General features: G+C 66.2%; 31 protein-coding genes. 17 read left to right on the top strand and 14 right to left on the bottom strand.

Going from position 1 to position 26,601, the window contains the following annotated elements:
- Positions 1-47 precede the first annotated feature (47 nt).
- Complete coding sequence (locus Q8M13_RS00475) at positions 48-1,268, top strand: putative DNA modification/repair radical SAM protein (RefSeq protein WP_305297651.1); 1,221 nt, start codon at positions 48-50, stop codon at positions 1,266-1,268.
- The gene (locus Q8M13_RS00470; protein WP_305297650.1) at positions 1,268-2,695 is read left to right on the top strand and encodes a UdgX family uracil-DNA binding protein; all 1,428 of its coding nucleotides are present in this window, start codon (positions 1,268-1,270) and stop codon (positions 2,693-2,695) included. The genes Q8M13_RS00475 and Q8M13_RS00470 overlap by 1 nt, the downstream gene beginning before the upstream one ends.
- 15 nt (positions 2,696-2,710) lie before the next feature.
- On the opposite strand, the gene Q8M13_RS00465 is transcribed toward Q8M13_RS00470, so the two are convergent.
- The 4 genes from Q8M13_RS00465 to Q8M13_RS00450 form a co-directional block, all read right to left on the bottom strand.
- Positions 2,711-3,364, bottom strand: coding sequence for a TetR/AcrR family transcriptional regulator (locus tag Q8M13_RS00465; RefSeq protein ID WP_305297649.1), 654 nt, complete (start codon positions 3,362-3,364; stop codon positions 2,711-2,713).
- 62 nt (positions 3,365-3,426) lie between these two features.
- Positions 3,427-4,617, bottom strand: coding sequence for a VWA domain-containing protein (locus tag Q8M13_RS00460; RefSeq protein ID WP_305297648.1), 1,191 nt, complete (start codon positions 4,615-4,617; stop codon positions 3,427-3,429).
- A 119-nt stretch (positions 4,618-4,736) separates the two neighbouring features.
- Positions 4,737-5,093, bottom strand: coding sequence for a MerC domain-containing protein (locus Q8M13_RS00455; RefSeq protein WP_305297647.1), 357 nt, complete (start codon positions 5,091-5,093; stop codon positions 4,737-4,739).
- Between the two features lie 76 nt (positions 5,094-5,169).
- Positions 5,170-6,165: an aldo/keto reductase gene (locus Q8M13_RS00450; RefSeq protein WP_305297646.1), complete on the bottom strand. Its 996-nt coding sequence runs from the start codon at positions 6,163-6,165 to the stop codon at positions 5,170-5,172.
- A 95-nt stretch (positions 6,166-6,260) separates the two neighbouring features.
- Here Q8M13_RS00450 and Q8M13_RS00445 point away from each other — a divergent pair, with 95 nt between their 5' ends.
- The gene (locus Q8M13_RS00445; RefSeq protein ID WP_305297645.1) at positions 6,261-7,142 is read left to right on the top strand and encodes a LysR family transcriptional regulator; all 882 of its coding nucleotides are present in this window, start codon (positions 6,261-6,263) and stop codon (positions 7,140-7,142) included.
- On the opposite strand, the gene Q8M13_RS00440 is transcribed toward Q8M13_RS00445, so the two are convergent.
- Both Q8M13_RS00440 and Q8M13_RS00435 read right to left on the bottom strand, forming a co-directional pair.
- Entirely contained in the window at positions 7,139-7,648 is a 510-nt protein-coding gene (locus Q8M13_RS00440) for a recombinase family protein (RefSeq protein ID WP_305297644.1), read from the bottom strand. The genes Q8M13_RS00445 and Q8M13_RS00440 overlap by 4 nt on opposite strands.
- A gap of 133 nt (positions 7,649-7,781) precedes the next feature.
- Positions 7,782-8,321: a GNAT family N-acetyltransferase gene (locus Q8M13_RS00435; RefSeq protein ID WP_305297643.1), complete on the bottom strand. Its 540-nt coding sequence runs from the start codon at positions 8,319-8,321 to the stop codon at positions 7,782-7,784.
- Positions 8,322-8,358: 37 nt separating this feature from the next.
- Here Q8M13_RS00435 and Q8M13_RS00430 point away from each other — a divergent pair, with 37 nt between their 5' ends.
- From Q8M13_RS00430 to dxs, 5 genes are all read left to right on the top strand, one after another.
- Positions 8,359-9,282, top strand: a complete 924-nt coding sequence (locus Q8M13_RS00430; protein WP_305297642.1) for a histone deacetylase family protein — start codon at positions 8,359-8,361, stop codon at positions 9,280-9,282.
- Positions 9,283-9,323: 41 nt separating this feature from the next.
- On the top strand, positions 9,324-9,941 hold the full coding sequence (locus Q8M13_RS00425) for a phosphoglycerate mutase family protein (protein ID WP_305297641.1): 618 nt from the start codon (positions 9,324-9,326) through the stop codon (positions 9,939-9,941).
- A gap of 67 nt (positions 9,942-10,008) precedes the next feature.
- Positions 10,009-10,251, top strand: coding sequence for an exodeoxyribonuclease VII small subunit (locus Q8M13_RS00420; RefSeq protein ID WP_305297640.1), 243 nt, complete (start codon positions 10,009-10,011; stop codon positions 10,249-10,251).
- 1 nt (position 10,252) lies between these two features.
- Complete coding sequence (locus Q8M13_RS00415; protein WP_305297639.1) at positions 10,253-11,131, top strand: polyprenyl synthetase family protein; 879 nt, start codon at positions 10,253-10,255, stop codon at positions 11,129-11,131.
- Positions 11,132-11,158: 27 nt separating this feature from the next.
- Positions 11,159-13,075, top strand: coding sequence for a 1-deoxy-D-xylulose-5-phosphate synthase (dxs, locus tag Q8M13_RS00410; protein ID WP_305297638.1), 1,917 nt, complete (start codon positions 11,159-11,161; stop codon positions 13,073-13,075).
- A gap of 18 nt (positions 13,076-13,093) precedes the next feature.
- Here the strand turns inward: dxs and Q8M13_RS00405 are convergent, their stop codons facing one another.
- From Q8M13_RS00405 to flgF, 6 genes are read right to left on the bottom strand one after another with little or no spacing between them, the layout of a single operon-like run.
- Positions 13,094-13,594, bottom strand: a complete 501-nt coding sequence (locus tag Q8M13_RS00405) for a hypothetical protein (protein ID WP_305297637.1) — start codon at positions 13,592-13,594, stop codon at positions 13,094-13,096.
- 32 nt (positions 13,595-13,626) lie between these two features.
- Positions 13,627-14,100 carry a hypothetical protein gene (locus Q8M13_RS00400; RefSeq protein ID WP_305297636.1) on the bottom strand — a complete coding sequence of 158 codons (474 nt, stop codon included), beginning with the start codon at positions 14,098-14,100 and terminating at the stop codon, positions 13,627-13,629.
- Between the two features lie 58 nt (positions 14,101-14,158).
- Positions 14,159-14,890: a flagellar basal body L-ring protein FlgH gene (gene flgH / locus Q8M13_RS00395; RefSeq protein ID WP_305297634.1), complete on the bottom strand. Its 732-nt coding sequence runs from the start codon at positions 14,888-14,890 to the stop codon at positions 14,159-14,161.
- 12 nt (positions 14,891-14,902) lie between these two features.
- Positions 14,903-15,649, bottom strand: coding sequence for a flagellar basal body P-ring formation chaperone FlgA (flgA, locus tag Q8M13_RS00390; RefSeq protein ID WP_305297633.1), 747 nt, complete (start codon positions 15,647-15,649; stop codon positions 14,903-14,905).
- 2 nt (positions 15,650-15,651) lie between these two features.
- Positions 15,652-16,440, bottom strand: coding sequence for a flagellar basal-body rod protein FlgG (gene flgG, locus Q8M13_RS00385; protein ID WP_305297631.1), 789 nt, complete (start codon positions 16,438-16,440; stop codon positions 15,652-15,654).
- Between the two features lie 14 nt (positions 16,441-16,454).
- Positions 16,455-17,192, bottom strand: coding sequence for a flagellar basal-body rod protein FlgF (flgF, locus tag Q8M13_RS00380; protein WP_305297629.1), 738 nt, complete (start codon positions 17,190-17,192; stop codon positions 16,455-16,457).
- A 216-nt stretch (positions 17,193-17,408) separates the two neighbouring features.
- On the opposite strand from flgF, the gene Q8M13_RS00375 reads away from it, so the two are divergent.
- Genes Q8M13_RS00375 through Q8M13_RS00350 form a run of 6 tightly spaced genes read left to right on the top strand, consistent with a single transcriptional unit; the run spans position 17,409 to position 24,198 of the window.
- A complete protein-coding gene (locus tag Q8M13_RS00375) occupies positions 17,409-17,999 on the top strand; it encodes a flagellar basal body-associated FliL family protein (protein ID WP_305297627.1) in 591 nt (196 codons plus the stop codon).
- A 31-nt stretch (positions 18,000-18,030) separates the two neighbouring features.
- Positions 18,031-19,119, top strand: coding sequence for a flagellar motor switch protein FliM (gene fliM / locus Q8M13_RS00370; RefSeq protein WP_370869906.1), 1,089 nt, complete (start codon positions 18,031-18,033; stop codon positions 19,117-19,119).
- Entirely contained in the window at positions 19,116-19,637 is a 522-nt protein-coding gene (locus tag Q8M13_RS00365) for a DUF6468 domain-containing protein (protein ID WP_305297625.1), read from the top strand. The genes fliM and Q8M13_RS00365 overlap by 4 nt, the downstream gene beginning before the upstream one ends.
- On the top strand, positions 19,634-20,407 hold the full coding sequence (locus Q8M13_RS00360) for a MotE family protein (RefSeq protein WP_305297623.1): 774 nt from the start codon (positions 19,634-19,636) through the stop codon (positions 20,405-20,407). Before Q8M13_RS00365 ends, Q8M13_RS00360 begins: the two co-directional genes overlap by 4 nt.
- Before the next feature lie 6 nt (positions 20,408-20,413).
- On the top strand, positions 20,414-23,347 hold the full coding sequence (locus tag Q8M13_RS00355; protein ID WP_305297622.1) for an endoglucanase: 2,934 nt from the start codon (positions 20,414-20,416) through the stop codon (positions 23,345-23,347).
- A gap of 29 nt (positions 23,348-23,376) precedes the next feature.
- Complete coding sequence (locus Q8M13_RS00350; RefSeq protein WP_305297620.1) at positions 23,377-24,198, top strand: transporter; 822 nt, start codon at positions 23,377-23,379, stop codon at positions 24,196-24,198.
- On the opposite strand, the gene fliP is transcribed toward Q8M13_RS00350, so the two are convergent.
- Positions 24,195-24,992 (bottom strand): flagellar type III secretion system pore protein FliP, encoded by a 798-nt coding sequence (fliP, locus tag Q8M13_RS00345; RefSeq protein WP_305297618.1) that lies wholly within the window; start codon positions 24,990-24,992, stop codon positions 24,195-24,197. The genes Q8M13_RS00350 and fliP overlap by 4 nt on opposite strands.
- Positions 24,992-25,279 (bottom strand): flagellar biosynthetic protein FliO, encoded by a 288-nt coding sequence (locus Q8M13_RS00340; RefSeq protein ID WP_305297616.1) that lies wholly within the window; start codon positions 25,277-25,279, stop codon positions 24,992-24,994. The genes fliP and Q8M13_RS00340 overlap by 1 nt, the downstream gene beginning before the upstream one ends.
- 105 nt (positions 25,280-25,384) lie before the next feature.
- Here Q8M13_RS00340 and flgB point away from each other — a divergent pair, with 105 nt between their 5' ends.
- Genes flgB through Q8M13_RS00325 form a run of 3 tightly spaced genes read left to right on the top strand, consistent with a single transcriptional unit; the run spans position 25,385 to position 26,544 of the window.
- Complete coding sequence (gene flgB, locus Q8M13_RS00335; protein ID WP_305297615.1) at positions 25,385-25,798, top strand: flagellar basal body rod protein FlgB; 414 nt, start codon at positions 25,385-25,387, stop codon at positions 25,796-25,798.
- A 10-nt stretch (positions 25,799-25,808) separates the two neighbouring features.
- Complete coding sequence (gene flgC, locus Q8M13_RS00330) at positions 25,809-26,228, top strand: flagellar basal body rod protein FlgC (protein ID WP_305297614.1); 420 nt, start codon at positions 25,809-25,811, stop codon at positions 26,226-26,228.
- A 10-nt stretch (positions 26,229-26,238) separates the two neighbouring features.
- Positions 26,239-26,544 (top strand): flagellar hook-basal body complex protein FliE, encoded by a 306-nt coding sequence (locus tag Q8M13_RS00325; protein ID WP_305297612.1) that lies wholly within the window; start codon positions 26,239-26,241, stop codon positions 26,542-26,544.
- The last annotated feature ends 57 nt before the right edge of the window (positions 26,545-26,601 follow it).

Here is a 26,601-nt window from a genome sequence, read left to right as displayed (position 1 = left end):
CCCGGATGGGGACTGGACGGAACAGAATGAGAACATTAGCTTGAGGCATGGCAAGCCTGGACCTCAAGCAGAAGCTCGCGATCCTATCGGACGCCGCGAAATACGACGCCTCCTGCGCGTCCTCAGGCACGACCAAGCGCGACTCGGTGGGCGGTAAGGGCGTCGGCTCGACCGAGGGGATGGGTATCTGCCACGCCTATGCTCCCGATGGCCGTTGCATCAGCCTTCTGAAGATTCTGCTGACCAACTTCTGTGTCTATGACTGCGTCTATTGCGTGAACCGGGTGACTTCGAACACGCGCCGCGCCCGCTTCACCGTTAAGGAGGTCGTCGACCTCACCCTCGGCTTCTACAAGCGGAACTACATCGAGGGGTTGTTCCTGTCCTCGGGGATCATCCGCAACGCCGACTACACGATGGAAGAGATGGTGCGCGTGGCCAAGTCGCTGCGGCTCGACCACGACTTTCGCGGCTATATCCACCTCAAGGTCATCCCAGAAGCTTCGCCCGCCCTGGTCAACCAGGCCGCGCTTTATGCCGATCGGGTGTCGATCAATATCGAGCTACCTCGGGACGACAGCCTGGCCGACCTCGCGCCGGAAAAGGACGCCAAGGGCATTCGCAAAGCCATGGGCTCTGTGCGCTTGGGGATCGAGGAAACCACCGACAAGGCGATCAAGGCCAAGCCGCCGAAGTTCGCGCCCGCGGGCCAGTCGACCCAGATGATCGTCGGCGCCGACGCCGCTAGCGACGGCGAAATCCTGTCACGCAGCGCCGGCCTCTACGGGGCCTACGGCATGCGACGGGTCTACTATTCCGCCTACAGTCCGATCCCGGACACCACGTCGCGCCTGCCTCCCGTCCGGCCGCCGTTGATGCGCGAGCATAGGCTCTATCAGGCCGATTGGCTGATGCGGTTCTACGGTTTCGAGGCGCTTGAAATCGCCAGCGGCGATGAAAACCTGGACCTGGCCATTGACCCCAAGCTGGCCTGGGCCCTGAAAAACCGGGCGCGGTTCCCGGTAGATCTGAACAAGGCCGATCGCGAGCCGATGCTGCGGGTGCCGGGGCTGGGCGTCAAAAGCGTCGATCGGATGATCGAGATCCGCCGCTACAAGCGCTTGACCCTTGAGGATGTGAAGCGCCTGACGCGCGGCCTCGACAAGGTGCGGCCCTTCATCATCACCGACGACTGGCGTCCAGGTTCGCTGACCGACCGCGCCGACTTGCGGACCCATATCGCGCCCCAGCAGTTGAGCCTGTTCTGATGCAGGTCGTACGCCTCGCCTCGGAAACTGACTTCGATGGTTGGCGGCGAGCCGCGCGACTTCTTCGCGGGGCTGATGTGTCGCCGGAGGACGCGCTTTGGACCGTGGACGGCGGCGGGGATCTGTTTGGTCAGACCACGGAGCCGGCAACCGCTGCAGCAAGCTTCACCGTTCCGCGAGAGTTCGTCGAGGTCGCCGAACAGGTGGTTCTGCATAGCTCGGGCGAGCGGTTCGCTCTGTTGTATCGCTTGCTGTGGCGGCTCGCGAACGAGCCTAACCTGATGCATATCGCTTCGGATCCCGACGTCGCCCGCGCCCGGGACATGGCCGGCGCGGTGTCGAAGGCGATCCACAAGATGAAGGCCTTTGTCCGTTTTCGGCAGGTCAAGGGCGCGGACGAGGATACCTATGTGGCCTGGTTCGAGCCGGCCCACCGAGTGGCCGAGGCCGCCGCGCCCTTCTTTGCCCGCCGCTACGCCAACATGAACTGGTCCATTCTGACGCCTGATCGCTGCGCCCACTGGGACAAGGTGCTGCTGACGTTTACGCCGGGCGCCGACCCAGCGGATGCTCCAAGCGAGGACGCCCTGGAGGATTATTGGCGCACCTATTACGCCTCCACCTTCAACCCTGCTCGTCTGAAGGTGGGCGCTATGCAGCGCGAGATGCCCAAGCGCTATTGGCGGAACCTGCCCGAGGCCGGGCTCATTCCCGAACTGGTCAAAGCCGCAGAGGACCGTACCTCGGCCATGGTCAGGCAAATGCCATCCGAACCCAATCGCCGTGTGGTGCGTCAGGCCCAGCGCCTGTCGCGGGATGCGTCATTTGAGGAAGGCGCGCCGACGTCCCTGGAAGAGGTTGTGGCGGGCGTCGATTTCTGCCGCCGCTGCGACCTGTGGCGCGATGCGACTCAGGGCGTGGCCGGGGAGGGGCCTGCCAAGGCCAGGCTGATGATCGTGGGCGAGCAGCCCGGCGACCAGGAAGATCTGGCCGGTCAACCTTTTGTCGGCCCGGCCGGCAAGGTTCTGGACCAGGCTCTGGCTGAGGCGGGCGTTCCGCGGGCCGAGCTCTATGTGACGAACGCCGTGAAACACTTCCGGCACGAGTTGCGGGGTAAGCGCCGTATTCACCAGACGCCCAAGACATCGGAGGTCACGGCGTGCCGCTGGTGGCTGGACGCCGAGCGCCGGATCGTACGGCCGCGGGTGATTGTCGCGCTGGGGGCCACGGCGGCGTTGGCGGTGTGCGGGAAGCCCACTCCGATCGGCAAGGCGCGCGGCCATGCGTTTCAACTCGCCGACCAGGCCCAGGGCGTGGTCACCTATCATCCGTCGTTTCTACTGCGGGTCCCTGACGCGCAGGAAAAAGCCAGGGCCTATGCGGCCTTCGTCGAGGATCTGAAGTTTGCTTGGAATCTCGCCGCCTAGCCGCGAGGCGAAGAGTCAGGCCTGGAAGCCAGCCTCGGCGAAGTCGAGCATTCGTTTGAGCAGGGCGTCTACATCGCCCTCCCGGGTCGCGCCGTCCGACAGCACATGCAGGCGGTCGAACTCGGCGAAGCGGTTGTTGTGGACCATGCCAAGGCAGAAGTGCAGCCGCCAGTAGACGGTCTCGCGCGGCAGGTCGGGGCAGGCCGCGATGAGGGCGTCGGAGAACCGCGCCAGATGGCTGACGTCGTTGGTCAGAGCCTCGCGCATTTCGGCGGTGCCTTCGCTGCGCGAGCGAATGATGAACTGCACCGAGATCCGCCGGTCGTTGTCGGGGGAGGCCCATTTCAACGGCGGGGCGAACAGGGCCTCAAGGATTTCGCGCACCGGCGGCTTGCCGGCGTTGCGGTCATTTGCCTCGTGCAGCATCCGGGCACGTTCGCGGTTCAGCTCCGCCGTGCGCCGGCGGAAGATCTCGAACAACAGCGCGTCTTTTGACCCGAAGTGGTAGTTCACCGAGGCGAGATTCACGCCCGCGTCGGCGGTGATGTCGCGGACCGAGACGTTCTGGAAGCCGTGCAGCGCGAACAGCCGTTCAGCCGCGCAGAAGACCGCCGCCTTGGTGGCGGCCTCGTGGGCCTCTCCGGTATCGTCGACCTTGACGGTGTCCACTGGCGAATCTCTCAAATGTCACATCAGCTTAGCAGGTGTGACACAAACCGCGATGCGGCGCGCTAGCGCGACAGTTCCCGCATGGCCTTGTCCAACCCTTCAATGGTCAGGGGGAACATGCGGTCGCCGACCAGTTGCTTCATGACCTCGATGGAGGGGGTGTAGTCCCAATGCCGTTCGGCGGTGGGGTTCAGCCAGATCATGTTTTCGTAGATGCCCGCGACCCGATCCATCCAAATCGCGCCGGCCTCTTCATTCCAGTGCTCCACCGAACCACCCGGATAGGTGATTTCGTAGGGGCTCATGGTCGCGTCGCCAACGAATATGACTTTGTAATCGCTGGAATATTTGTGGAGGATGTCCCAGGTGTTCAGCTTCTCGGCGTGACGGCGCCGATTGTCCTTCCACACATTCTCATAGAGGCAGTTGTGGAAGTAGTAGAACTCCATGTTCTTGAACTCGCTTCGCGCGGCCGAGAACAGCTCCTCACAAATTTTGATGTGGCTATCCATCGAGCCGCCAATGTCGAAGAAGATCAGCACGCTGATCTTATTGCGGCGTTCCGGGCGCAGATGGATATCCAGATAGCCCTTTTCCGCGGTGCCGCGGATGGTGCCGTTCATATCCAGTTCCTCGGCGGCGCCTTCGCGGACCCATTTGCGCAGTCGGCGCAGGGCGACCTTGATGTTGCGGGTGCCGAGCTCGACGCTGTCGTCGAGGTTCTTGTATTCGCGCTTGTCCCAGACCTTCACGGCCTTGCCGTGACGGCCCTTGTCCTGGCCGATGCGGATACCTTCAGGGTGATAGCCATTGGCGCCGAACGGTGAGCTGCCGTCGCCCTTCTGGCCGTTCTGGCCCTTGCCTTCACCGTCGCCATCGCCCTCTTCGCGCTGCTTGCGCATTTGTTCGGCGAGGGCCTCCATCAGTTTGTCGAAGCCGCCCATGGCCTCGATCTGGGCCTTTTCCTCGTCAGTGAGGAACTGATCGGAAATTCGCTTCAGCCATTCGGCGGGAATATCGGCCGTCCCGACGCCCTGGGTCTTGTCCAGGCCCTTGAAGACCTGGCCGAACACCTGGTCGAACTTGTCGAGGTTCTTCTCATCCTTCACCAGCGCCGAGCGGGCGAGGTAGTAGAAGTCTTCCACGTTGCGATCGATGACGACCTTATCGAGCGCCTCCATCAGCATGAGGTACTCTTTCAGCGACACCGGGACCTTGGCTTCGCGCAGCTCGGTGAAAAAGCGCATAAACATGGGCAGGCTTCCCAAATAGGGGGACGAACAGGTGTTTGACTTCCGAAGATGAAGCCGCCGACCGCCGTTGTCCAGCACGCCTTGCGGACCGCTGGCTTTCGCCGCATGTCGCCCAGTGATTAGTGCGCGTGCCGCCGCTTCCAGTTGAAGACGTGGGCGAGGGCCAGCAGCAGGCTGCCGGACACGGTCAGCGCGGTCTCATGGGCATGGAACGGCCAGATCCCGAGGCCCATCAGAGACAGGCCGCCGAGCGCCAGCGCGATCACCGCCGGCCGTTGGCCGCGTCGCCAGAGGGCCATGGCCGAAAGCGGCGCCGCCATGACAATCACCGCGACATGGACCCACTCGGCCTCCGCCCAGGCCGCCAGGAGGGGGGAGAAGGCGGCGACCAGGGGGAGGGCCAGGCAGTGAGCCAGGCAGAGGCCCGACAGGCTGATGGCTGAAGCATCGAGGAGAGACGTGGAAGCGGTCTTCAAAAGTCCCTCACTCGGCTAGCCGTCATCGTCGCGGCCAGTCTTATGTAATATTATAACGTATCGCGTCAACCAGCCGTCATGACTTTTCGCTGTCCAGGGTCGCCATCTGGGGAGCTGGGTAGCGCTCGCCGGCCGCCGCGCCCTTCGGAGCCGCCGCCTCAATAGCCGCCAGGTCGGTGGGGGTAAGTTCGAAGGTCCGCGCCCCAAGGGCTTCGGTCAGGCGATCGCGGCGGCGGGCCCCGACCAGCGGGATGATGTCGTCGCCCTGCGCCAGCACCCAGGCGATGGCGATCTGCGCGACGGTGACGCCCTTGTCTGCGGCGACGCTACGCAGAGCCTCGACCAGGCTCAGGTTGTGATCGAGATTTTCGCCCTGGAACCGCGGGCTCATGCTGCGGAAATCTCCCGCCGCAGGTTGGTCCTTTGTCCAGTGACCGCTGATCAGGCCGCGGGCTAGGACCCCATAGGCGGTGATCCCGACGCCCAGCTCGCGGCAGGTCGCGAGGATCCCGTCCTCGATCCCGCGTGAGATCAACGAGTATTCGATCTGCAGGTCGACGATCGGGTGGACGGCTGCGGCGCGGCGAATGGTGTCGGCGCCGACCTCAGAGAGACCGATATGGCGGACGTAGCCAGCCTTCACCAGGTCTGCGATGGCTCCCACCGTGTCCTCAATGGGAACCGCCGGGTCCAGGCGCGCGGGGCGGTAGACGTCGATATAGTCGACCCCCAGCCGTTTCAGGCTGTAGGCGGCCGCGGCCTTCAGCGCCTTGGGGCTGGCGTCGTAGCCGAGCCACATTCCGTCCGGCCCGCGTTGAGCGCCGAACTTGACGCTGATGATGAGGTCCTCCCGCCGGTGGCCCTTGAGGCCTTCGGCGATCAGCATCTCATTGTGGCCCATTCCATAGAAGTCGCCGGTGTCGAGCAGGGTGATCCCGGCGTCCATGGCCGCCGCCATCGTGGCGAGGCTCTCTTGGCGATCAGAGGGGCCGTAGAGGTCGGACATGCCCATGCAGCCGAGGCCGAGGGCGGAGGTGGCGGGGCCGGCGGCGCCCAGTTTGCGAATGTTCATCGGGTGATCCTTCACGAAGCTGAGGAGAAGGTGGCGCCCCGTTGGCTGTGCGATAATCTGCATAGTTCAGAACAAACTGTTCGGGATTTCGCACAATGAATTTGGCCGATCTCGACGCCTTCGCCGCTGTCGCCCGTCATCGCAGCTTTCGCCGGGCGGCGGCCAAGCGTGGCGTCGCGCCCTCCAGCATGTCGAAGAGCGTGCGAGATCTCGAGGCGCGGCTCGGCGTGAGGCTGCTGAACAGGACCACACGCAGCGTCGCGCCCACCGCGGCGGGCCAGCGCCTGCTGGACCGGTTGTCGCCGGCCCTTTTGGAGATCGCCGCGGCGGTCGATCAGGTCGCCGATGAACCCGGAGAGCCGGCGGGAACCGTCCGGATCAACGCGCCGGAGCCGGCGGTCGAACTGATCCTTGCGCCGCTGGTCGCCGAATTCCTGGCGACGTACCCGAAGGTCCGGCTGGAGATCGTCGCCGAAGCGGCCTTTGTCGACATCGTCAAGGCGGGCTTCGACGCCGGGGTGCGATGGGACGAAAGCCTGGCGCAGGATATGATCGCCATCTCGCTCGGCGCGCCGCAACGTTACGCCTTGGTCGCGGCCCCGGAGGTGATCGCCCAGTACGGCGCGCCGTCCGCGCCCCGCGACCTGCTGACCAAGCCGTGTGTGAGAATACGTTTCCCGAGCGGGGTCATGCCAGCGTGGGATTTCGAGCGAGACGGGGTGACCACCAAGATCGAACCGGAGGCGCGGCTGGTGACCACTAGCCTGTCGCTACTCCTGCGGGCGGCGTTGGACGGCGTAGGGTTCTGCTCGGCCTTTGAAGGTCAGGTGCGCGAACATATTGCGGCGGGTCGACTGGTGAGCGTCATGGAGGATTGGCTGCCGCCATTCCCCGCGCCGTTCCTCTATTATCCCAGCCGCGACGTGCCGAGCGCGTTGCGCGCGTTCATCGATTTCATGAAGCAGCGGGCGTCTTAGGCCGGCATCGCCTTCAACTTGCGCCAAACCGTCATGCGCGACACGCCAAGGCGCCGTGCGATCTCCACCGGGCCGACGCCGGCGGCCTGCAAGGCCCGGATATCGTCCGTCGGAGCCTCTTTGCGGCGACGAGCGCCGCCCGGAGGCTCGACTGAAGCTACCGCCTCCAGCGCCGCGCGCAGCGCGCGGCCGCCTTCGCCTTGGCTGCAGATTTCGGATTCAACGACGAAAAGGGTCGCGCAACGCGCCTCAAGCCTATCGATGACGTCGAGAAGATCACGGCTGGAGGCCGCAAGGTGATTCAGGCGGGTGACGACGAGCTGATCGCCTTCGCCGATGAAGTCCAGAATCGAAGTCAGCACTGCCGCCCCGTCCGCCACCGGCCCGGCGGGCTCTTCAGCCCGGACCACATGACACCCGATCGTTTTCAGTACTGCCGTGTCTTGCGCCGAGCGCTCGTCGCGCAGGCGCACATAACCAATTTTCAGCATCCCACCCGTCGCCACAAGCTACTGCGATGATTGGCGGGAACCTGACAAAATGTAACGTCAACGTCAAAGTCTAGGTTGTTAAATCGCAGCAATATTTCTCTAATTGCCTTCAATTATTCAACAAATCCTGCAACCGGAAGTGCGAAGCTCACGCAATGGTGGAATTTGTTTGCGCAACACGCCTCAGAATGAACTCGTGATCGACGGTCGAGCCCACCTTGAAGCCGTACTCCCCAACCTTGGCGAAGCCATGCCGAGCATAGAATCTCTGGGCCCCGAGGTTCTCAGACCAGACGCCGATCCACAGGTCGCGCGGCCCGTCTCGCTCCAGCCACGCCATGACTTCGGCAAATAAGCGACCGCCGACACCGCCATTCTGCGAGGACTTCAACAAGTAGAACCGCTTGAGTTCGCCGCATGCGGGAGTGACCTCGGCGTGGGGGAGGGCGCAAGGGCCGGCCAGCGCATAACCGACGACGTGTCCGCCGGTTTCGACCAGCCAAATCGCCTTTTTGGGATCGGCCAGATCGGCTTTCGTCTGCTCGAGGCCATAGGCTTCGGCCAGGAACCCGGCGAGGTCTTCGGGCGGATAAAGATGAGCGAACGTCTCGCTGAAGGTTCGCGCGCCGATTTGGGCGACAGCTCGAGCATCGGTGACGTCGGCGCGGCGGATCACAGGTTCCTGCATTCGGCTTAGCGGCCTCGGTAGGTTAGGGTGAGATTCCATGGACACCGCCCTCTACACCCATCCCGACATGCTGGACCATCGTCCAGGGCAGGGCCATCACGAGCGGCCGGCGCGGCTGACGGCGGTTCTGGACGCCCTGGCTGACAGCGACCTGCGGCTGGCCCCGCATGACGCGCCGTTGGTGACCCGCGCGGATCTGGAGCTGGCCCACAGGGGTAGCTACGTCGACGGGATATTTGACGCCGCGCCCCGCGCCGGGACCCTCCGGCTTGACGACGACACCTATATGTCGCCCGGCAGTCTCATCGCGGCCCGCCGCGCCGCGGGCGCGGTCGTCCAAGCGGTGCGGGATGTCGCCTCGGGCCAGGTGCAGCGCGCCTTTTGCGCCGTGCGGCCGCCCGGGCACCATGCCGAGCCGGCCCTGCCGATGGGTTTTTGCATTTTCTCCAATGTCGCCATCGCCGCGCGGGCCGCGCAGGAGGCGGGACTGCAACGGGTCGCCGTCGTCGATTTCGATGTCCATCACGGCAATGGCACCCAGGCGGTGTTCGGCGGGCGCGAGGATCTGTTCTTCGCCTCGGTCCAGCAGTGGCCGATGTGGCCGGGTACGGGCCATCCGTCCGAGCCGGTTCCCGGCAACATCAGGAACGCCGTGGTGGCGCCCGGCGCGCCGCGCGAAGCATGGCGCAAGGAATTCGAGGGCTTGATGTCGCATGTCGACGCCTTCGCCCCTGACCTGATCATCGTTTCGGCCGGCTTCGACGCCCATGTGCGCGACCCGATCGGCGATTCCAGTCAAAGCCTGGAGGCGGAGGATTTCGCCTGGGCGACGCGGGCGATCATGAGTGTTGCGCAGGCTCATAGCAGCGGCCGGGTTGTTTCCTCGCTCGAGGGCGGTTACGACCTGGAAGCTCTAGGCCGTTCTGCACTCGCGCACGTTCAGGCTCTCTCGCAGGGGTGAAGGGCGAGTCCGGGTTGCTCGAATCTGGGCCTTCGAATGATATGGCCGACGCTTTGACCGCCGACCTTCCAAAAACCGTAGCCACCCGTCCGGGCTCGATTATCCTGGCGCGCCATGGCGAGCCCGACATCGCGCGCGACGTGATGCTGAACGCGCGTGGCTATGAGGACTATTGGGGACGCTACGAGGAACTGGGAATCCGGCCGGGCCAGACGCCGCCGCGCGAGTTGCTGGAGCAGGCCGCCAAGGCCGACGTCATCATCTCTTCGGTGCGCAGGCGCTCGATCGAAAGCACCCAGGCCCTGGTGGGGGGCCGCGAGTTCGCCCGTAATCCGATCTTCGTCGAGGCGCCGCTGCCCGCGCCGGGCTTCCCTGGCTTCCTGAAGATGTCGCCCAAGGTGTGGGGGTTCACGGCCCGCTTCTGGTGGTGGTTCTTCAATCACCACGCCGGCCAGGAGACCCGCGCCGAGGCCGAAGCCCGCGCCGACCAGGCCGCCGACCTGATCGTCGAATTGGCGGAACAGGGGCAGGACGTCGTGGTGCTGGCGCATGGCTTCTTCAATTTCATGGTCGGTCGATCGCTGCGTAAGCGGGGTTGGCGACTGACGGCCAACCAGGGCTGGAAGTACTGGTCCACCCGCCGTTTCGAGCGCAGCTGACGCCTTTCGGGCGTTGCGGCTGCCGATCCCCGTCTCTAACGTGCTTGCTTCTTAAGGATTTTTCCAAATGGCCGACGTCGCCGACATCGATGCCCTGTCCTTCGAACAGGCTCTCGCGGAGTTGGAACGCATTGTCGGTCAACTGGAATCCGGCCAGGCCCCGCTGGAGCAGTCCATCGAACTCTATGAACGCGGCGCCCTGCTGAAGGCGCATTGCGAGAAGCGCCTGGAGGCCGCGCGCCTGCGGGTCGAGAAGATCGTGGTGGGAGCCGGTGGCCAGGTGGGCGTCGAGCCGGCCGAGTTCAACTGAGATGGCCCTTGCACAGCGTGTAGCCGAGGCCGCCGATCTGGTGACGGTGGCGCTCGACGAGTTGCTGCATCGCGCCGAGGGACCGGAGGCCCGCCTGACCGAAGCCATGCGCTATGCGGCGCTGGGGCCCGGCAAGCGCCTGCGCCCGTTCTTCGCCATCGAAACCGGCAGGATGTTCGACCTGGACGAGCGCGCAGTGCTGCGCGCCGCCTGCGCGCTGGAGTGCATCCAAGCCTACAGCCTGGTCCATGACGACCTGCCCTGTATGGACGACGACGACATGCGCCGTGGCCGGCCGACCGTCCACAAGGCCTATGACGAGGCGACCGCCGTGCTCGTCGGCGACGCTCTGCAGACTGTGGCTTTCGAGATCCTCGCTCATCCCGACACCCACAAGGACGGCAATGTCCGGGCTGAGATGGTGCTGCGCCTGGCCCTGGCCTCCGGCGCTCGGGGCATGTGCGGGGGGCAGATGATCGACATGCTGGGCGTGCGCGATGACCTCGGCGCGGTCGCGCGCATGCAGCGATTGAAGACCGGCGCCTTGATCGCAGTGTCTTTCGAACTGCCGCTGATCATGGCCCATGCGGGCGAGGCCGAACGCCACGCCCTGATGGCCTTCGCCCAGGACATCGGCCTGGCCTATCAGATCGTGGACGACCTGCTGGACGCCGAGGGTGACAGCGCCGCGCTTGGCAAGAAAGCCGGCAAGGACGCTGACAAGGGCAAGGCCAACTATGTCACCCTGCTGGGGGCGGAAGCCGCGCGCGAGCGCCTAAGTCTTCTGGCCGAGCAGACCAAAGCACACCTGGACCCTTTCGGCTCAAGGGCCGAATTCCTGCGGGCCAGCGTGGATTTCGTGCTAGATCGCCGAAACTAAATTCAAAGCAGCAACATTCGTTTAGACATGCCGCCAGTCACGCCTCTGCTCGACAAGGTCTCGTATCCCCGGGACATGCGCGGGTTCAATTCCGCTGAACTTCGGCAGCTCGCTGACGAAGTGCGCGCCGAAATGATCGACGCCGTCTCGCAGACCGGTGGCCACTTCGGCGCGGGCCTGGGCGTGGTCGAACTGACCGTGGCGCTGCACCATGTATATGAAACGCCTGACGACATCCTGATCTGGGATGTCGGCCACCAGGCCTATCCGCACAAGATTCTGACCGGTCGGCGCGACCGTATCCGCACCCTGCGCCAGGGCGGCGGTCTCTCCGGCTTCACCAAGCGCAGCGAGAGCGAATACGACCCGTTCGGTGCGGCCCACGCGGCGACTTCGATTTCCGCGGCGCTCGGCTTCGCCGCGGCGCGCGACGCGCATGGCAAGCACAACAGCGTGGTTGCGGTGATCGGCGACGGCTCGATGAGCGCCGGCATGGCCTATGAGGCCATGAACAACGCCTGCGAGACCACAGGCCAACTCACCGTCATCCTCAACGACAACGACATGTCGATCGCCCCGCCGGTCGGCGGGATGAGCGCCTATATGGCCCGGCTGGTGTCCGGCGGCGGTTATCAGTCGCTGCGCAAGGTCGGCAAGTCGGTCGCCAAGGTGTTGCCCAAGCCGCTGCAGGAAGCTGCCCGCAAGGCCGAGGAATACGCTCGGGGCATGGTCACCGGCGGCACACTGTTTGAGGAGTTGGGCTTCTACTATGTCGGCCCGATCGATGGTCATGACCTCGAAGCCCTGGTGCCGATCCTGAAAAATGTCCGTGAGATCAAGGACAAACCGGTCCTGGTCCATGTGGTGACGCAGAAGGGCAAGGGCTACGCGCCAGCCGAGAGCGCCGCCGACAAGCTGCACGCGGTGGCCAAGTTCGACGTCGTCACCGGCCAGCAAGCCAAGAGCCAGCCGGCCGCCCCGCAGTACACCAAGGTCTTCGCCCAGGAACTGATCAAGCAGGCCGAGCGCGACGAACGGATCATCGCCGTGACCGCCGCCATGCCGTCCGGCACCGGCCTGGACCTGTTCGCCCAACGCTTCCCGCAGCGCACGTTCGACGTCGGCATCGCCGAGCAGCACGCCGTGACCTTTGCGGCCGGCCTCGCCGCCGACGGCATGAAGCCGTTCTGCGCGATCTATTCGACCTTCCTCCAGCGCGGCTACGACCAGGTCGTCCACGATGTGGCGATCCAGGGCCTGCCTGTGCGCTTCGCGATGGACCGCGCGGGTCTGGTGGGCGCCGATGGCGCGACCCACGCCGGCTCCTTCGACATCGGCTTCATGGGGGCTCTGCCCGGCATGGTTCTGATGGCCGCCGCCGACGAGGCGGATCTGGCGCGCATGGTCGCGACCGCTGTGGCCATCGACGACCGCCCCTCGGCCTTCCGCTATCCGCGTGGCGAGGGCGTCGGCGTGGCCATCCCCGAGATCGCCGAGCCTCTGGAGATCGGAAAGGGCCGCATCGTCCGCGAAGGCACGGCCGTGGCCATCCTGTCGTTCGGCACCCGCCTGGCCGAGTGCCTGAAGGCCGCTGACCTGCTGGCCGCGCGTGGCCTGTCAGCCACTGTCGCCGATGCTCGCTTCGCCAAGCCGCTTGATATCGACATGCTGCTGCGCCTGGCCCGCGACCATGAGGCGCTGATCACGGTGGAAGAGGGCGCCATGGGCGGCTTCGGCGCCTTCGTACTTCAGGCCCTGGCCCAGCACGGCGCGCTTGATCGTGGGTTGAAGGTGCGCACGCTGAACCTGCCGGACATCTTCCAGGACCACGACAAGCCCGAGATCATGTACGCCGATGCTGGCCTCGACGCCGAAGGCATCGTGCATGGCGCCTTGTCGGCGCTGGGCGTTGACAACCACTCGATGGCTGGCCGACGCGCCTAAGGCGCGTTTCGGCTGAGTCTATTTGCAAGCCCCGAGGAACTTTCGGACCATCGACTTTGGCGCGGGCGGGGGTTGGACCGTCTCGCCGGCCGCCGTCAGTGTGACAAGCCCTGTCTTGCGGAACGCCGTCGCCAGCGGCGCTGCGGTGGAGAATTCGGCGATCGCCAAGGACCCGCCGGTCGCCTCATCGACATGGATCTGGCCGCGCAGGGTCGCGTTGGCGCCTTCCGAGTTCAGCGCGACGCTCATCGGCCAGGGACCACGCACCCCAGCCTTGTCGACCCAGGCGCCGCCTGCGTCCATTTTCACGCCGATCTCCCGCGCCAACTGGGCGAACACCTTAACTTGGCCCGAGCCGCGAACGCAGGCGAAGGCGATGGGTTGAGCGTCGGTGTCGGGGATCGCGTAGCGCAAGGCCGCATCAGCGTCCTTGGGCGTCTCGACCGCCCAGACCATGGCCTCTTGGGCGGCGGCCGGGGTGACGAAAGAAGCGAGGGCGGCGGCGACGGCGAACTTCATGCCGTCAAGCTAGCATCACCTTTCCGGCGGCTCTAGGCGGCTCGGCACTCGGCGAAGAAGTCAGCGACCGTTGCGCGTTCGGCCTGGCGCACCGGCATGCGCGCGGCGCGGCCGTTCTCCATCACGGCGATGTCGCCGGTGCGGGCGAAGCTCTGCAGGGCCGGATCGGTGGCCGGCGTGATGGCTTCGACCCATGACGAGCCCTCAGTCATGGCGGGGGCAGATGCGCCCGGAAGACGGCTGGAATGGCCCTTCGACGCGATCTCAATCGCCTCAACGCCCACGGAGTCGGGGGCGGTCAGGGAGACCAGCACCTGACCGGACCTGGGCTGGCAGGTCATCATCAGCAAGACGTTGTCGCTGTCGGGCTGTCCATAGGCGAGCTTTGCGCCTTCACCCTCGGCGTGGTGCAGCGACCAGCCTAGATCCACCGCGCCATAGCCCCCGTGGGTGCAGGCGGTGAGTAGGCAAGAAAGTCCCAGTCCGATGATCGCGCGACGACGCATGACGACGCTCCTTTCGAATGGAGAACCCCCGCGCGCGCCAAATGATCCAACTCCGCCGTTAGAACGGCTGGAAGCGCTCCACCAGCGACTGGCCGGCGGGGGTCTTTTGGACGCGGCTGATATCGCCCCGGCCGCCATAGCTGATGCGGGCTTCGGCGATCTGTGTGTGCCTGATGGTATTGGCCGAGGAGATGTCTTCCGGGCGCACGATGCCGGCCACGGTGAGCTGGCGCAGTTCGGCGTTGGTGCGGACTTCCTGGGTGCCTTGGATCACCATGTTGCCGTTCGGCAGGACGTTGGTGACGACCGCGGCGATGGTCAGTGAGATCCGTTCCGAGCGCGTGACGGCGCCCGAGCCTTGGTTGCTCGACTGCGAGTTGGTGTTGATCGCGTTCGAAGGATCGAAGGCGCCGGGGAAGAAGCGACCCAGGCTCGTCTCCAGGCCCAGGAAGTTGTCGACGCCCGAACTCATGCCCGCGGTGCGGCTGCTGTTGGAGGCGTTGGAGGTCTGGGCGCTGTCGTTGATGTCGATCTGGACGGTCAGGATGTCGCCGACGCGATTGGCGCGCTGGTCGATGAAGAAGGCGCGGGCACCCGTGCGCCACAGCGAGTTGGCCGACGCCGCCTGGGGCATCGGTTCGCGTGCCGATACGAAGGTCGGCTGGTCGCGGGCGACCAAGGTGGCGGGATAGCCGACCGGCGCGAGCGTGGGGCCCACCACCGCCTCGGTGACGGTGGAGCAGGCGGCCAGCGGGGCCAGGGCGAGAAGAGCGAGGATCGAAAGGCGCATGGGACTGGCTCTCTAACGAAGCGCGAGTTGGGTGCGGCGCGCGGCGCGGAATTGTTCGGCGGCGGGGCCGACCACGGCCTCGCCCGGGCCGCTGGCGACGGCCTGAATGATCTTCTTGGAGGTGGTGTTTTGGACGCTGACCGTCTCGCCCAGGCCCGCGGCGGCCATCGCCTTGCCCTGGAGCGACAGCGAGATCCCGCCATCCTGGTAGTTCACGACGATCAGTTCGCCGGCCTTGATGACCTGCGGAGCCGAGACATCGCGAGCTGAGACCGCGGCGCCGGCGCGCAGCGGGCGGCGGGCGGCCAAGCCGATGACGACATCGGCGTCGCCGGGTGCGTCGCTGGGCGCGACGGCGGCCTTGCCCCAGACCAGGTCCTGCGGCTGGACGATCTCGCCAGCCGAGAGGCTGCGGGCATAGGTGAGGACCTCGACATTGCCGCGCGAGGCGACAGCTCCACCACCGCCGGCGCCATCGGCGCCCGAGCGCACGACGATGCGACGCAGGCCCTCGGCGTTGGGCCAATCCAGGCCGGCGCGGCGGGCCAGGGTCTGGACGGCGGCGGCGTCGAGCACGGTGGAGACGCCTGGCTTGGCGGCGACGACGACCTTGCCGGCGGCGCCTGCGCCATCGAACAGATCCGACAGGGTGACGATCCCGTCGGCGTCGAGCGTCTGGGCCTTCAGCGTCACGGCCTGCCCGGCCAGGGCGGGGCTGGCGATGAGGAAGGCGGCGGCGGCGATCAGGAGGCGCTTCATGACTAGGACCTGATGTTGCTGGCGGTGCGCAGCATTTCGTCGGCCGAGGTGATCACCTTCGAGTTCATCTCGTAGGCGCGCTGCGCGACGATCAGGGCGGTGATCTCGGTCACGGCGTCAACGTTCGAGGCTTCCGTATAGCCTTGATTGATGCCGCCAATTCCTTCGGTGCCCGGCGTGCCGACGGTCGGCGCGCCCGAGGCGGCGCTTTCCAGCAGCAGGTTGTCGCCGATGGCGTCCAGGCCGCCCTCGTTGATGAAGGTGGCCAGTTCGATGTTGCCGATCACCTCCGGCGTGGTCTGGCCGGAACGAACCGCCTGGACCTGCCCGCTCTTCGAGATCGAGATGTCCGTGGCGTCTTCGGGAATGGTGATGGCCGGCTGGACCAGGTAACCGTCTTCGGTCACCAGCTGGCCCTGGTCGTTGGGCGAGAAGTTGCCGGCCCGGGTGTAGGCGGTCTCGCCGGTCGGCATCAGCACCTGGAAGTAGCCCCGGCCCGAGATCGCCATATCGAGCTTGTTGCCCGTGGAGTTCATCGTTCCTTGCTGGGTGATGCGGTAGACCGAACCGGCCTTCACCCCGCCGCCGACCTGAACGCCGGTGGGGACCACGGTCCCTTGATCGGACGACTGCGCGCCGGCCCGTTCGATGGTCTGGTAGAGCAGGTCCTGGAATTCGGCGCGCTGCTTCTTGAAGCCAACAGTGTTCATGTTGGCGATGTTGTTCGAGATGACCTCGACGTTCAGCTGTTGGGCGGCCATGCCGGTCGCCGCGGTGCGAAGCGCTTGCATCGACTAGACTTTCCTTAGTTCAGCTTTCCCATCCGCTCGATCGAGCGGCGGGACAGTTCGGCGTTGGCGTCCATCATCTTGGCCATGGACTCATAGGCGCGGGTGACCTGGATCATCCGGGTGATCTCGGAGATCGGCTTGACGTTGGAGCCTTCCAGCATGCCCTGGTGCATCACCACCTCGGGGGCGGCGACGGGCTGCTCGTTTGAGGTGTTGCGGTAGCGGTTGTCGCCGACCTTCTCGAGGACGGTCAGGTTGTCGAAGCGCGCAACGCCAACCTTGCCCAGAATTTCCTCGCCCTGGCTGACGGTGCCGTCCTGGGCGATGCTCACTGCCCCATCCTTCGGGTCGATGACGATCGGACCGCCGCCTTCGTCCAGCAGCGGCAGGCCATCCTGGGTGGTGATGCGTCCGGCGTCGTCCAGCCGGAAGCGACCGTCGCGGGTGTACTGCTCGCCGTCCGGCGCGCCGACCTTGAAGAAGCCGTTGCCGTCGAGGCCCAGGTCGAAGGTCGCGCCGGTCGAGCGCAGACCGCCCTGGCCGAAGTCACGGCCGACGCTGCGGTCGATCACGAACTTTACCGGACGCGGCGCGCCGGCGGTGTGGGCCGGGGCCATAGGCTCGGTCTCGACCATCAGGCTCTCGACCTTGAACCCGGTGGTGTCGGCGTTGGCGATGTTGTTGGCCACGATGTCGAGTTCGCGGCGCAGCGTCATCTGACGCGAGAGTCCGACGTAGAGGGCGTTGTCCATGGCTAGGCTTAACCTGCGGCGAATTTGTCGCTGTCAGGGAAGCAAGGTTTGGGCCAACCTAAAACACGAATAAAAACAACAAGAAATAAAGTTAACGCCGACCGGTCGGCCAAAATTGCCCGGCACGGAAATCGCCCGCGTTAACACCTGTTAAAAACTGATCCTTAACCATGCGCAGGCGATGAGACGGGTATAGATTCTAAGGAGCGCGCGCGCGTGGCCAAGGACAAGGTCAAGGAAGCCCCTGCGGGCGAACCCGCCGAAGGCGAGGAAGGCGAAGGCGCGCCCGCCAAAAAGAAGTTCACGCCGAAGATGATGATCATCGCCGGCGTCGCGGCTGTGCTGGTTCTGGGCGGCGGCGGGACCGCCGGCTTCCTGATGCTGAAGCCGAAGCCCGACGAGGCCCACGCCGGCAAGAAGCCGGACAAGAAAAAAGAGAAAGAAAAGAAGGGCGACAAGGAAGGCGCCAAGACGCTGGGCGAGGTCCGCGAAGGACCCGACGGCATCTTGTTCTACACCATGCCGAATGTGGTCGTGAACATGCAGACGGCCGACGGCCGCGCCACCTTCCTGAAGTTGAAGTTGACCCTGGAAGTGCCCGATCAAGCGACGGTGGATCTTCTTGAGCCGAACATGCCTAGGCTGCAGGACATGTTCCAGACCTTCCTGCGCGAACTGCGCCCCGAAGACCTGCAAGGCAGCCAGGGCTCCTACCAGCTTCGGATGGAGATCCAGCGCCGGGTCAATCTGGTGATCGCGCCTTCGAAGGTGAACGCCGTGCTCATCGAGGAGATGCTGATCAACTAGGTCCCTCAAGGACCTGGCCAGCGTGCACCGCATGGAAGACGAACCTCAAATCATCGGCGGGATGCAGGGCGCGATGAACCCTGACGACCCATCGACCTGGGACAACGCCGGGGCCAGCGATGGCCTGGGCGGCGGCGCCGAGCGGATCCTCAATCAGGACGAGATCGACAGCCTGCTGGGCTTCGACCTGTCGGATGAAGAGGCGGCCGAGCGTTCGGGCATCCGGGCGATCATCAACTCCGCGCTGGTTTGCTACGAACGCCTTCCGATGCTGGAGATCGTCTTCGACCGCCTGGTGCGGTTGATGACCACCAGCTTGCGGAACTTCACCTCGGACAACGTCGAGGTCAGCCTCGACAACATCTCGTCGATCCGTTTCGGCGACTATCTGAACTCGATTCCGCTGCCGGCCATCCTCTCTGTCTTCAAGGCCGAAGAGCTCGAGAACTACGGCCTGCTGACGGTCGATTCCAACCTGATCTATTCGATCGTCGACGTGTTGCTGGGCGGCCGTCGCGGCACCGCGGCCATGCGGATCGAGGGGCGGCCCTACACCACCATCGAACGGGTGCTGGTCCAGCGGATGGTCGAGGTGGTGCTGGCCGACGCCCGCGCCGCCTTTGAGCCGCTGACGCCGGTGACCTTCACGCTCGACCGCCTGGAAACCAATCCGCGTTTCGCCGCCATCGCCCGCCCGGCCAACGCCGCGATCCTGGTGAAGCTGCGGATCGATATGGAAGACCGCGGCGGGCGCATCGAGCTGCTGCTGCCCTATGCGACCCTCGAGCCCATCCGGAAGATGCTGCTGCAGCAGTTCATGGGCGAGAAGTTCGGCCGCGACAATATCTGGGAGGGCCACTTGGCGACCGAGCTCTGGACTACCCAGATGGAGGTTCGCGCCGTTCTGGACGAGCAGCAGATGAGCCTGCGCGAAGTGCTCGACTTCAAGGTCGGCGACACCATCATGCTGAACGCCACGCCCGACAGCCAGGTCGAGCTGCGCGCCGGATCGATCCCGCTCACCCGCGGCCGTATGGGCCGCCGCAATCACCACATCGCCGTGCGCGTCGACGGTCCGCTGTCGCCGCACGCGAAGAAGGCGATCTCGAGGGTCAAATGAGCATCGTCGCCATCGGCATGAACCTGATGTTGGCCGGTCTGCTGGTCGTGGCCCTGCTGATGGGCTACCGGCTCAATGCTCGGCTTAAGGCGCTGCGCGAGAGCCACGAGGGCTTCGCCAAGGCGGTCGCAGATCTGGACGCCGCCGCGGCCCGCGCCGAACAAGGTCTCGCCGACCTGCGCGCCGCGACCGACGAGGCGCACGACGCCCTGGCCGACCGCATCGAGAAGGCCCGCGCCCTGACCGCCAAGCTCGACCGTCAAATTCAATCTTCGCCGCAAGCTTCCGCGCAAGCCCCAAGGGCTCGCCGCGAGGAGCCGGCCCAGGACGATGACGTCGAGCGTGTCACCCATCGACTTGGCGCGCTGTTGTCGGGCGCCCGCGATCCTCGCCCCGAGCGCGCGCCGCCGCGCGTCCCGCGTGAAGCGCCGCCGGCCCGGCCGGCTGTCAATTTCGACGACGACCTTTTCGAACAACCCGCTGAGCGCCAGACGCCGCGCGCCGGAACCCGCCGATGAAGAACATGCCCCGCATCCTGCCCCTGGTCGGCGTCGCCATCGTCGGCGTCATGGGGATCAATGCGCTGTCGGGCGCCCAGTCGCTGCCGGACATGGTGTCGGGCGCGCGCGCCTTCGCCGAGGAAGCCGCCAATAGCGTCAAGCCGGGCGCAAAGCCCGATGCGAAGGCCGCCACTGGCGCCGCCAAGGACGCGGTGGCCACCGCCGTCCTGCCGCCGGCCGCAAAGCCTGCCGCGGTCTGCGCGCCGACGGCCGCCGAACTTGCCAAGGAAGCCGGGCTCTCGCCTGCCGAACTCCAGGTCCTGCAAAGCCTGGGCGCGCGTCGGGGCCAACTCGACAAGCGCGAGCAGGACATGGATGTCCAACTTGCCTTGATGGCCGCCGCTGAAGCCAAGCTGGACGCCAAGATCAAGGCGCTGACCGGCATGAAGGGCGATATCGCCAAGCTGATGGTGGACGCCGACGCCAAGGAACAGGCCGAGATCGATCGCCTGGTGAAGGTGTTCGAAGGCATGAAGCCGAAGGACGCCGCGCCGCGCATGGTCCTGCTGGATGACTCGGTGCGCCTGCCGATCGCCGCCAAGATGAAGGAGCGGGCGCTGTCGCCGATCATCGCGGCCATGCCGCCGATGGAGGCCAAGAAGCTGACCGAAGCGCTGGCCGGCCGGTTTGCGGACGTCAAGCGCGTCGCGGCCGCCGCCAACGCCGCCGTCGCCACGCCGCCCGCGCCTGGTCAGGCCGCCGCCAAGCCCCCCGCGCCCAAGGCCTGATAGCCCGTGAGCCTGCGCCAAACTCTCCGGTCCAGCGTGGCGGCGATCACCATCGCCAGCCTCGCCGCGCCTGCAGGGATGGCGGCTCCCGCGGCGACCGCCGCGGCTGGGGGCGGGTTGGAGGTGCGCGTCGCCCAGGCCCGCGACTTTTCCCGCATCGAGTTCAAGGGCGCGCGTGCCGTTGCTCGGCGCGATGGCCAGACCCTGGTCCTGAAGTTCAGCCGGGACGCCAATCCGGACATCTCGCGCCTACGGGTCTCGCCGCCCAAGTGGCTGAAGACCACTGAAGCGCGGCGCGCGGCCGGCGGCCTGGAACTGGTGCTGACCCTTACCGACACGGCCGACGCCAAGGTCGGGGTCGCCGACGGGGTCACCTACGTCAATTTGTTCGAGCGCCCTCCGGTCGCAAAGCCAGTGGCTCCGCCGGCGGCTCTGGCCGAGGCGCCCGAGACCGCTCCCGCGCCGCCGCGACCCAATCCGGTCCCGGCCGGCGGCGTCGTGCGGATGGAGACCAAGATCGGGGCCGGTCAGGTGCAACTGACCTTCCCCTGGGCCAACCCAAACGGCGCGGCGGTGTTCCGGCGGGGCGGGGCAGTCTGGGTGGTGTTCGACGCCCCCGCCGCCATCGACGTTTCCAAGGCCCCGCGCGGCCTGCGCCAGATGAGCGGGCTCAGTGCGGTTCGCGGCGACGACTACACCGCCGTCCGTATCGAATCTCCGCCCGGCACACCGTTCTTCGCCTCAAGCGAGGGCGCGGTCTGGACCGTGACGCTTGGTCCAGGAGCTCAGGTCGCCCAGCCCGGCCAGATCAAGGTGATCCGCGATCAGGCCGGCGGTCCGGCCGCCCTGCGGGCTGCCGTCGCCGGCACGACGCGGGTCGTGAAGGTCGCCGATCCGGCGGTCGGCGATACGCTGTCAGTGGTCACCGCGCTTGGTCCAGCCAAGGGGCTGCCCTCGCGACGGGAATTCGTGCAGATGGCCCTGTTGCCGTCGGCCCAGGGCCTGGCGGTCGAGTCCTATATCGAGGACCTCGGCGTTCGGCATGCCGGCGACCTGGTGCAGTTCGGCCGTCCCGCCGGTCTTATGCTGTCGCCGGCCTCTGCCGCCGCCGAGCGGATCGAGGCCAATCTCGGCGCGCCCCAGGCGGCTACGATGCCGGGCCTGATCGACTATGAAGATTGGCCGAAGACCGGGTCGGGCGGCTTCCTGTCGCGCTACAACGCCCTGCTGGCGGCCTCCAATGAGGAAGCCGCGCTCGGCCGCGACGCACCGGTCGGCGCCCGGATGGCGCTGGCCCGGTTCCTGGTCGGGTCGGAACTGTCCTTTGAGGCGATCGGCGTCCTGAACGAGGCGGCCCGGCGCAATCCGGCCATCATGGAGGATCCGGAGTTCCGGGCCTTGCGGGGCATGGCTCGGGTGATGGCGCGTCGCTACAAGGAGGCGCAGGCCGACTTCTCGGTCGCCATCCTATCCGACAATCCGGCCGCGGCCCTGTGGCGCTCCTACATCGCCGCGCAACTGGCGCAGTGGCCCGAGGCGCGCAACCAGTTCGGAGCCGGCGCTGAGGCGTTCAACCAGTTCTCGCCAGTCTGGAAAGCGCGCTTCGCCCGCTCCGACGCCCAGGCCGCCCTGGCGCTGGGCGACGTCAACGGCGCCGACGCCCGCATCAAGCTCGCCTTGCTGGACAAGACCGACCCGCTGGAAGAACTCGCCACCCGCCTGGTCCAGGCCCAGGTGGTGGAAGCTCAGGGCTTCAAGGACCGCGCCTTGCGGATCTACGCCGCCGTCGCCGGCGCGCCGACCGAGGGGCTCTCAGCTCCGGCCACCCTGCACGCGACCAAGATCAGGCTCGAGACCGGCAAGATCACGCCGGTTCAGGCGGCCAACACTTTTGCGGGGTTGCGCTATCGCTGGCGTGGCGACTCCACCGAGCTCGAGACCATCCGGGCGCTGGGGCACCTCTATCTCAGCCAGGGGCGATATCGCGAGGCGTTGGAGGCCTTGCGGTCGGCCGGGCGCAGCCTGCCCGACCTGCCTGAAGCCGTGCAACTCCAGGCCGACCTCGGCGCCGCATTCCGGGCGCTGTTCCTGGACGGGGCCGCCGACGGGCTGGAGCCGGTTCAGGCCCTGGCCATGTTCTACGATTTCCAGGAGCTGACGCCGCTGGGCGCCGATGGCGACCTGATGGTCCGCAAGCTGGTGCGCCGGTTGGTCGATGTCGACCTGCTCGACCAGGCCGCGGGGTTGCTGAAGTACCAGGCCGAAAACCGCCTCGACGGCGTGCCGCGCGCCCAGGTCGCCACCGACCTGGCGGTGATCTACCTGATGGATCGCAAGCCTGAGCAGGCTTTGCAGGCCATCAACGGTTCGCGGACAACGGTCCTGCCGACCGCCCTGAACGCCGAGCGCCGCCTGGTCGAAGGCCGGGCGCTGATGGGGCTGGGCCGTTACGATCATGCGCTGGAAGTCATCGAGCGCGACACCAGCCGCGAGGGGCAGGACCTTCGCGCCGAGGTGTTCTGGAAGCAGAAGAATTGGGACGCCTCGGCGGGCCTGTTCGAAAAGAGCCTCGGGGATCGCTGGAAGGCCGGCGGACCGCTGTCGGCGGAGGACGAGGGCAAACTTCTTCGCACCGGCGTCGCCTACAGCCTGTCGGGCAACGAGGCGGCGCTTACCCGTCTCCAGCAGCGCTATGGCGGCTTCTATGATCAGGCCCGCAATCCCGAGGCCCTGCGCGTGGCTCTGTCGGGCGTGCAGTCGGGCCAACTCAGCGTGGCCGACTTCGGCCGCGTCACGGCCGACAACGAGGCCTTCGCCGGCTGGGTCGACAAGATGAAGGCGCGGTTCCGCGAAAAGCCGGCTCCAGTAGGAACGGCCAAGGCTCCAGCGGCGGCTCCGGCCAAACAGGCGGCGGCGGCGACGACGGCGGCCAAGGGCTAGGGCTGGTCACCGCGCCCTGGAGAGTTTTCATGCGTCATCTTCTGTCCTGCGCATCGTTCGGCCCGGTCTTGGCGGGCCTTGCGCTGGCCACGTCCGCCCAAGCCCAAACGCCTGCCGAGCGCCGCGACTTCTGTCCCGACCGACCGGGCAAGGGTTCGCCGTCCTGCATCGTCGATGTCGGTGTCGTTCAGGCCGAACTGGGCGTTTTCGACGCCAGTTTCCAGCGCTCCGGCCCCGGCTCGACCGACACCTACGCCGTCAGCGACATCCAGGTTCGGTTTGGCCTGACGCCGATGATGGAGGGGCAGGTCCTGTGGACGCCCTATACCCAGATACGCGAGCGCGCGGACGGTCAGACTGAGCGAACCGAAGGGGTTGGCGACGTCACGTTCGCCCTGCGCCGGTCGTTGAAAAACCCCGACGGATCCGGGTTCTCCGTCGCGCTCCAGCCGTTCGTTTCGGCCCCGACCGGCAAGTCCGGAATTGGCGCGGGCGGATGGCAGGGCGGGCTGGTCGCGCCGATATCGATCCCGCTTGGCGGCGACCTGTCGCTAGGCCTGGCGCCGCAGCTCGACTTGCTGGCGGACGGCGACGGCCACGGGACCCATTGGGGGTGGGCCGGGGCGGCGGGGCTGAGCAAGCCCTTCGGCGCCGTGACGTGGGGTCTGGAACTATGGGCTGCGGTCGGTGACGATCCCGCCGGCCGCGTCACCCAGGCTTCGCTAGATCTGACCCTGGCCTGGACTCCCGCCGGTCACGAAGACCTGCAGTTCGACGCCGGCCTCTATGGCGGCCTGACCAAGGAAACTCCCGACCTGGCCGTCGGGATCGGCCTGTCGCGCCGGTTCTAGCCGCCGCCTGCGCCGCGCTGGAAGCTCTCGACCAGCGACCCCGCCACGAGCCGCCAGCCGTCCACCAGGACGAAGAAGATCAGCTTGAAGGGCAGGGACACCACCACCGGCGGCAGCATCATCATACCCATGCTCATCAGCACGCTGGCTACGACCAGGTCGATGACCAGGAACGGGATGAACAGCAGGAAGCCGATCTCGAAGGCGCGCTTCAGCTCCGAGATCATGAAGGCCGGCGTGACCACGTGCAGGGGCGTGTCCTGGATGGTGGCGGGCTTTTCGATCTTCGAAAGGCGGATGAACAGGGCCAAGTCTTCTTGATCGACCTGGCTCAGCATGAAGGTTTTAACCGGCGCCCCGGCCGCGTCGAACGCCTGGGGAAGCTCGATCTGCTGGTCCATCAGCGGCCGGATGCCGTCTTCGTAGGACTTCTGCAGTGTCGGACCCATGACGATGGCGGTGAGGAACAGGGCCAGGCTGATCAGCACCGCATTGGGCGGACTTTGCTGCAGGCCCAGGGCCGTTCGCAGCAGGCCCAGCACCACCACGATCCGCACGAACGACGTGGTCATGATCACGATGGACGGCGCCAGCGACAGCACGGTCAGCAGGCCGACCATCTGGACGACGCGCTCGGAGAGGCCCGCGCCGGTGCCAAGGTCGATGTTCAGCGCCTGGGCGGCGGCCACCGCCGGGAAGACCAGGCTGATCAGGGTCGCCAACGCCGAAAGCCCGGCCGCGCGGCGCCAGTCGGCGGCGTCGAGATGGGTGAGGGCGGAAAAGAACTTGCGCATCAGGCGGCCGTCTTGGGTTTGCGGGCGGGCTTGGCGGCGGTGGGAAGCAATTGTCCCTCGCCCAGCAGCAGCAGGCGTTCCTCGCCGTCGAGGGAGACCACGACGAGGCGTCGGGACGGATCGAGCACCAGCGTCTCGACAATCGCCAGCCGGCGTTCCTTGCGAGTCGGGGTGAAGCGGGCCAGCGCGTCGGGCCCGAACCGCCGCAAGGCGACGGCCGCAAGTCCGACAAGCCCCAGGGTGAGCGCCAGGGCGAAGAAGGCGCGAAGGAAATCGGCGAATGCCATGGGGTGTTCGAACAGGGTCAGGGGGCGTGAAATCGCCGTTGGTCCTGGGTTTGCCCTGCACTGTCTTAAGGCGCGGTTAACCCTATTTATTCACCATATTCCCTTATGAACCTCGCCGAGATTCCGCTGTTTTCGATGTTGAAGGGCCGGTTCGGGCACCTCGGCGAGCGCCAGCGGCTGATCTCGCAGAACGTCGCGAACTCCGACACGCCCGGCTATACACCCACCGACGTCCAGGCCTTCAGCTTCCAGGCCCAGATGAAGACGCAGATGACCCCCGTGGCCACCCAGGCGGTGACCCAGCCCGGCCACATGGCGCCGGCCGCGCGTCACAACACCGCGTTCCGGACGGTCCAGGCCAAAGACTCCGAAACCACCCTTGATGGGAACTCGGTCGTGCTCGAGGAAGAGATGATGAAGATGGCCGAGGCGCGGATGAACTACGACGCCGCCATCAGCTTCTACCAGAAGTCGCTGGGCATGCTGCGCATGGCCAGCCGCGCGCCCGGTCGCGGTTAGGATCTCTTAGATGGCCGACATCAAACCCATGAGCGGGGCCACCCAGGCCATCGCCGCCACCGCCCTTCGCGCCCAGCAGGCGCGGATGCGAGTGATCGCCGAGAATATGGCCAACGCCAATTCGGTGTCCCGCGAAGCCGGTGGCGATCCCTACCGCCGGCAGGTGCCGGTCTTCACCCCGATCCGCACCGACGGCGGGCAGGGCGTGCGGGTCGCCAGGGTCGAGCCGGACCGCAAGGACTTCCGCAACGTCTACGACCCCGGCCATCCGTCGGCCGACGCGGCGGGCTATGTGAAGCTGCCGAACGTCGACACCCTGGTCGAGGCGCTCGACATGAAGGAGGCCCAACGGGCCTACGAAGCGAACCTGAACGTGATCGAGACGGCGCGCGCGATGGAAATGCGCACCCTCGACATCCTCAAGAAGTAGGGGCTGAGCCATGATGACCGCGCTCGCCGCCGCCAAGGCCTACGCCGCCACCCAGAACACCGCGGTCCTCAAGCCGTCCGCCGGCCAGGATGTGGCCGGCCTCGACTTCGGCTCGATGGTGAAGTCGGCGCTGAACGACGTGATGCACAACACCAAGGCCGCCGAGAGCAAGATCACGGCGCAGGTCCAGGGCAAGGCCGAACTGATCGACGTCGTCACGGCCATCTCGGCGGCGGAGGCCAGCCTGGAGACGGTGATGGCCGTCCGCGACCAGGTCATCAACGCCTATCAAGAAATCATGCGGATGCCGATCTGACGGCTCTGCGCCTTCGTCATTGTCGAGCTTGTCCCGGCCGTTCTGCTGCTCTTCAGC

The organism is Phenylobacterium sp., from assembly GCF_030681155.1.
GTDB lineage: Bacteria > Pseudomonadota > Alphaproteobacteria > Caulobacterales > Caulobacteraceae > Phenylobacterium.
Note: the sequence above shows the minus strand (reverse complement) of the source record. Positions and strands in the feature narration are given on the sequence as shown.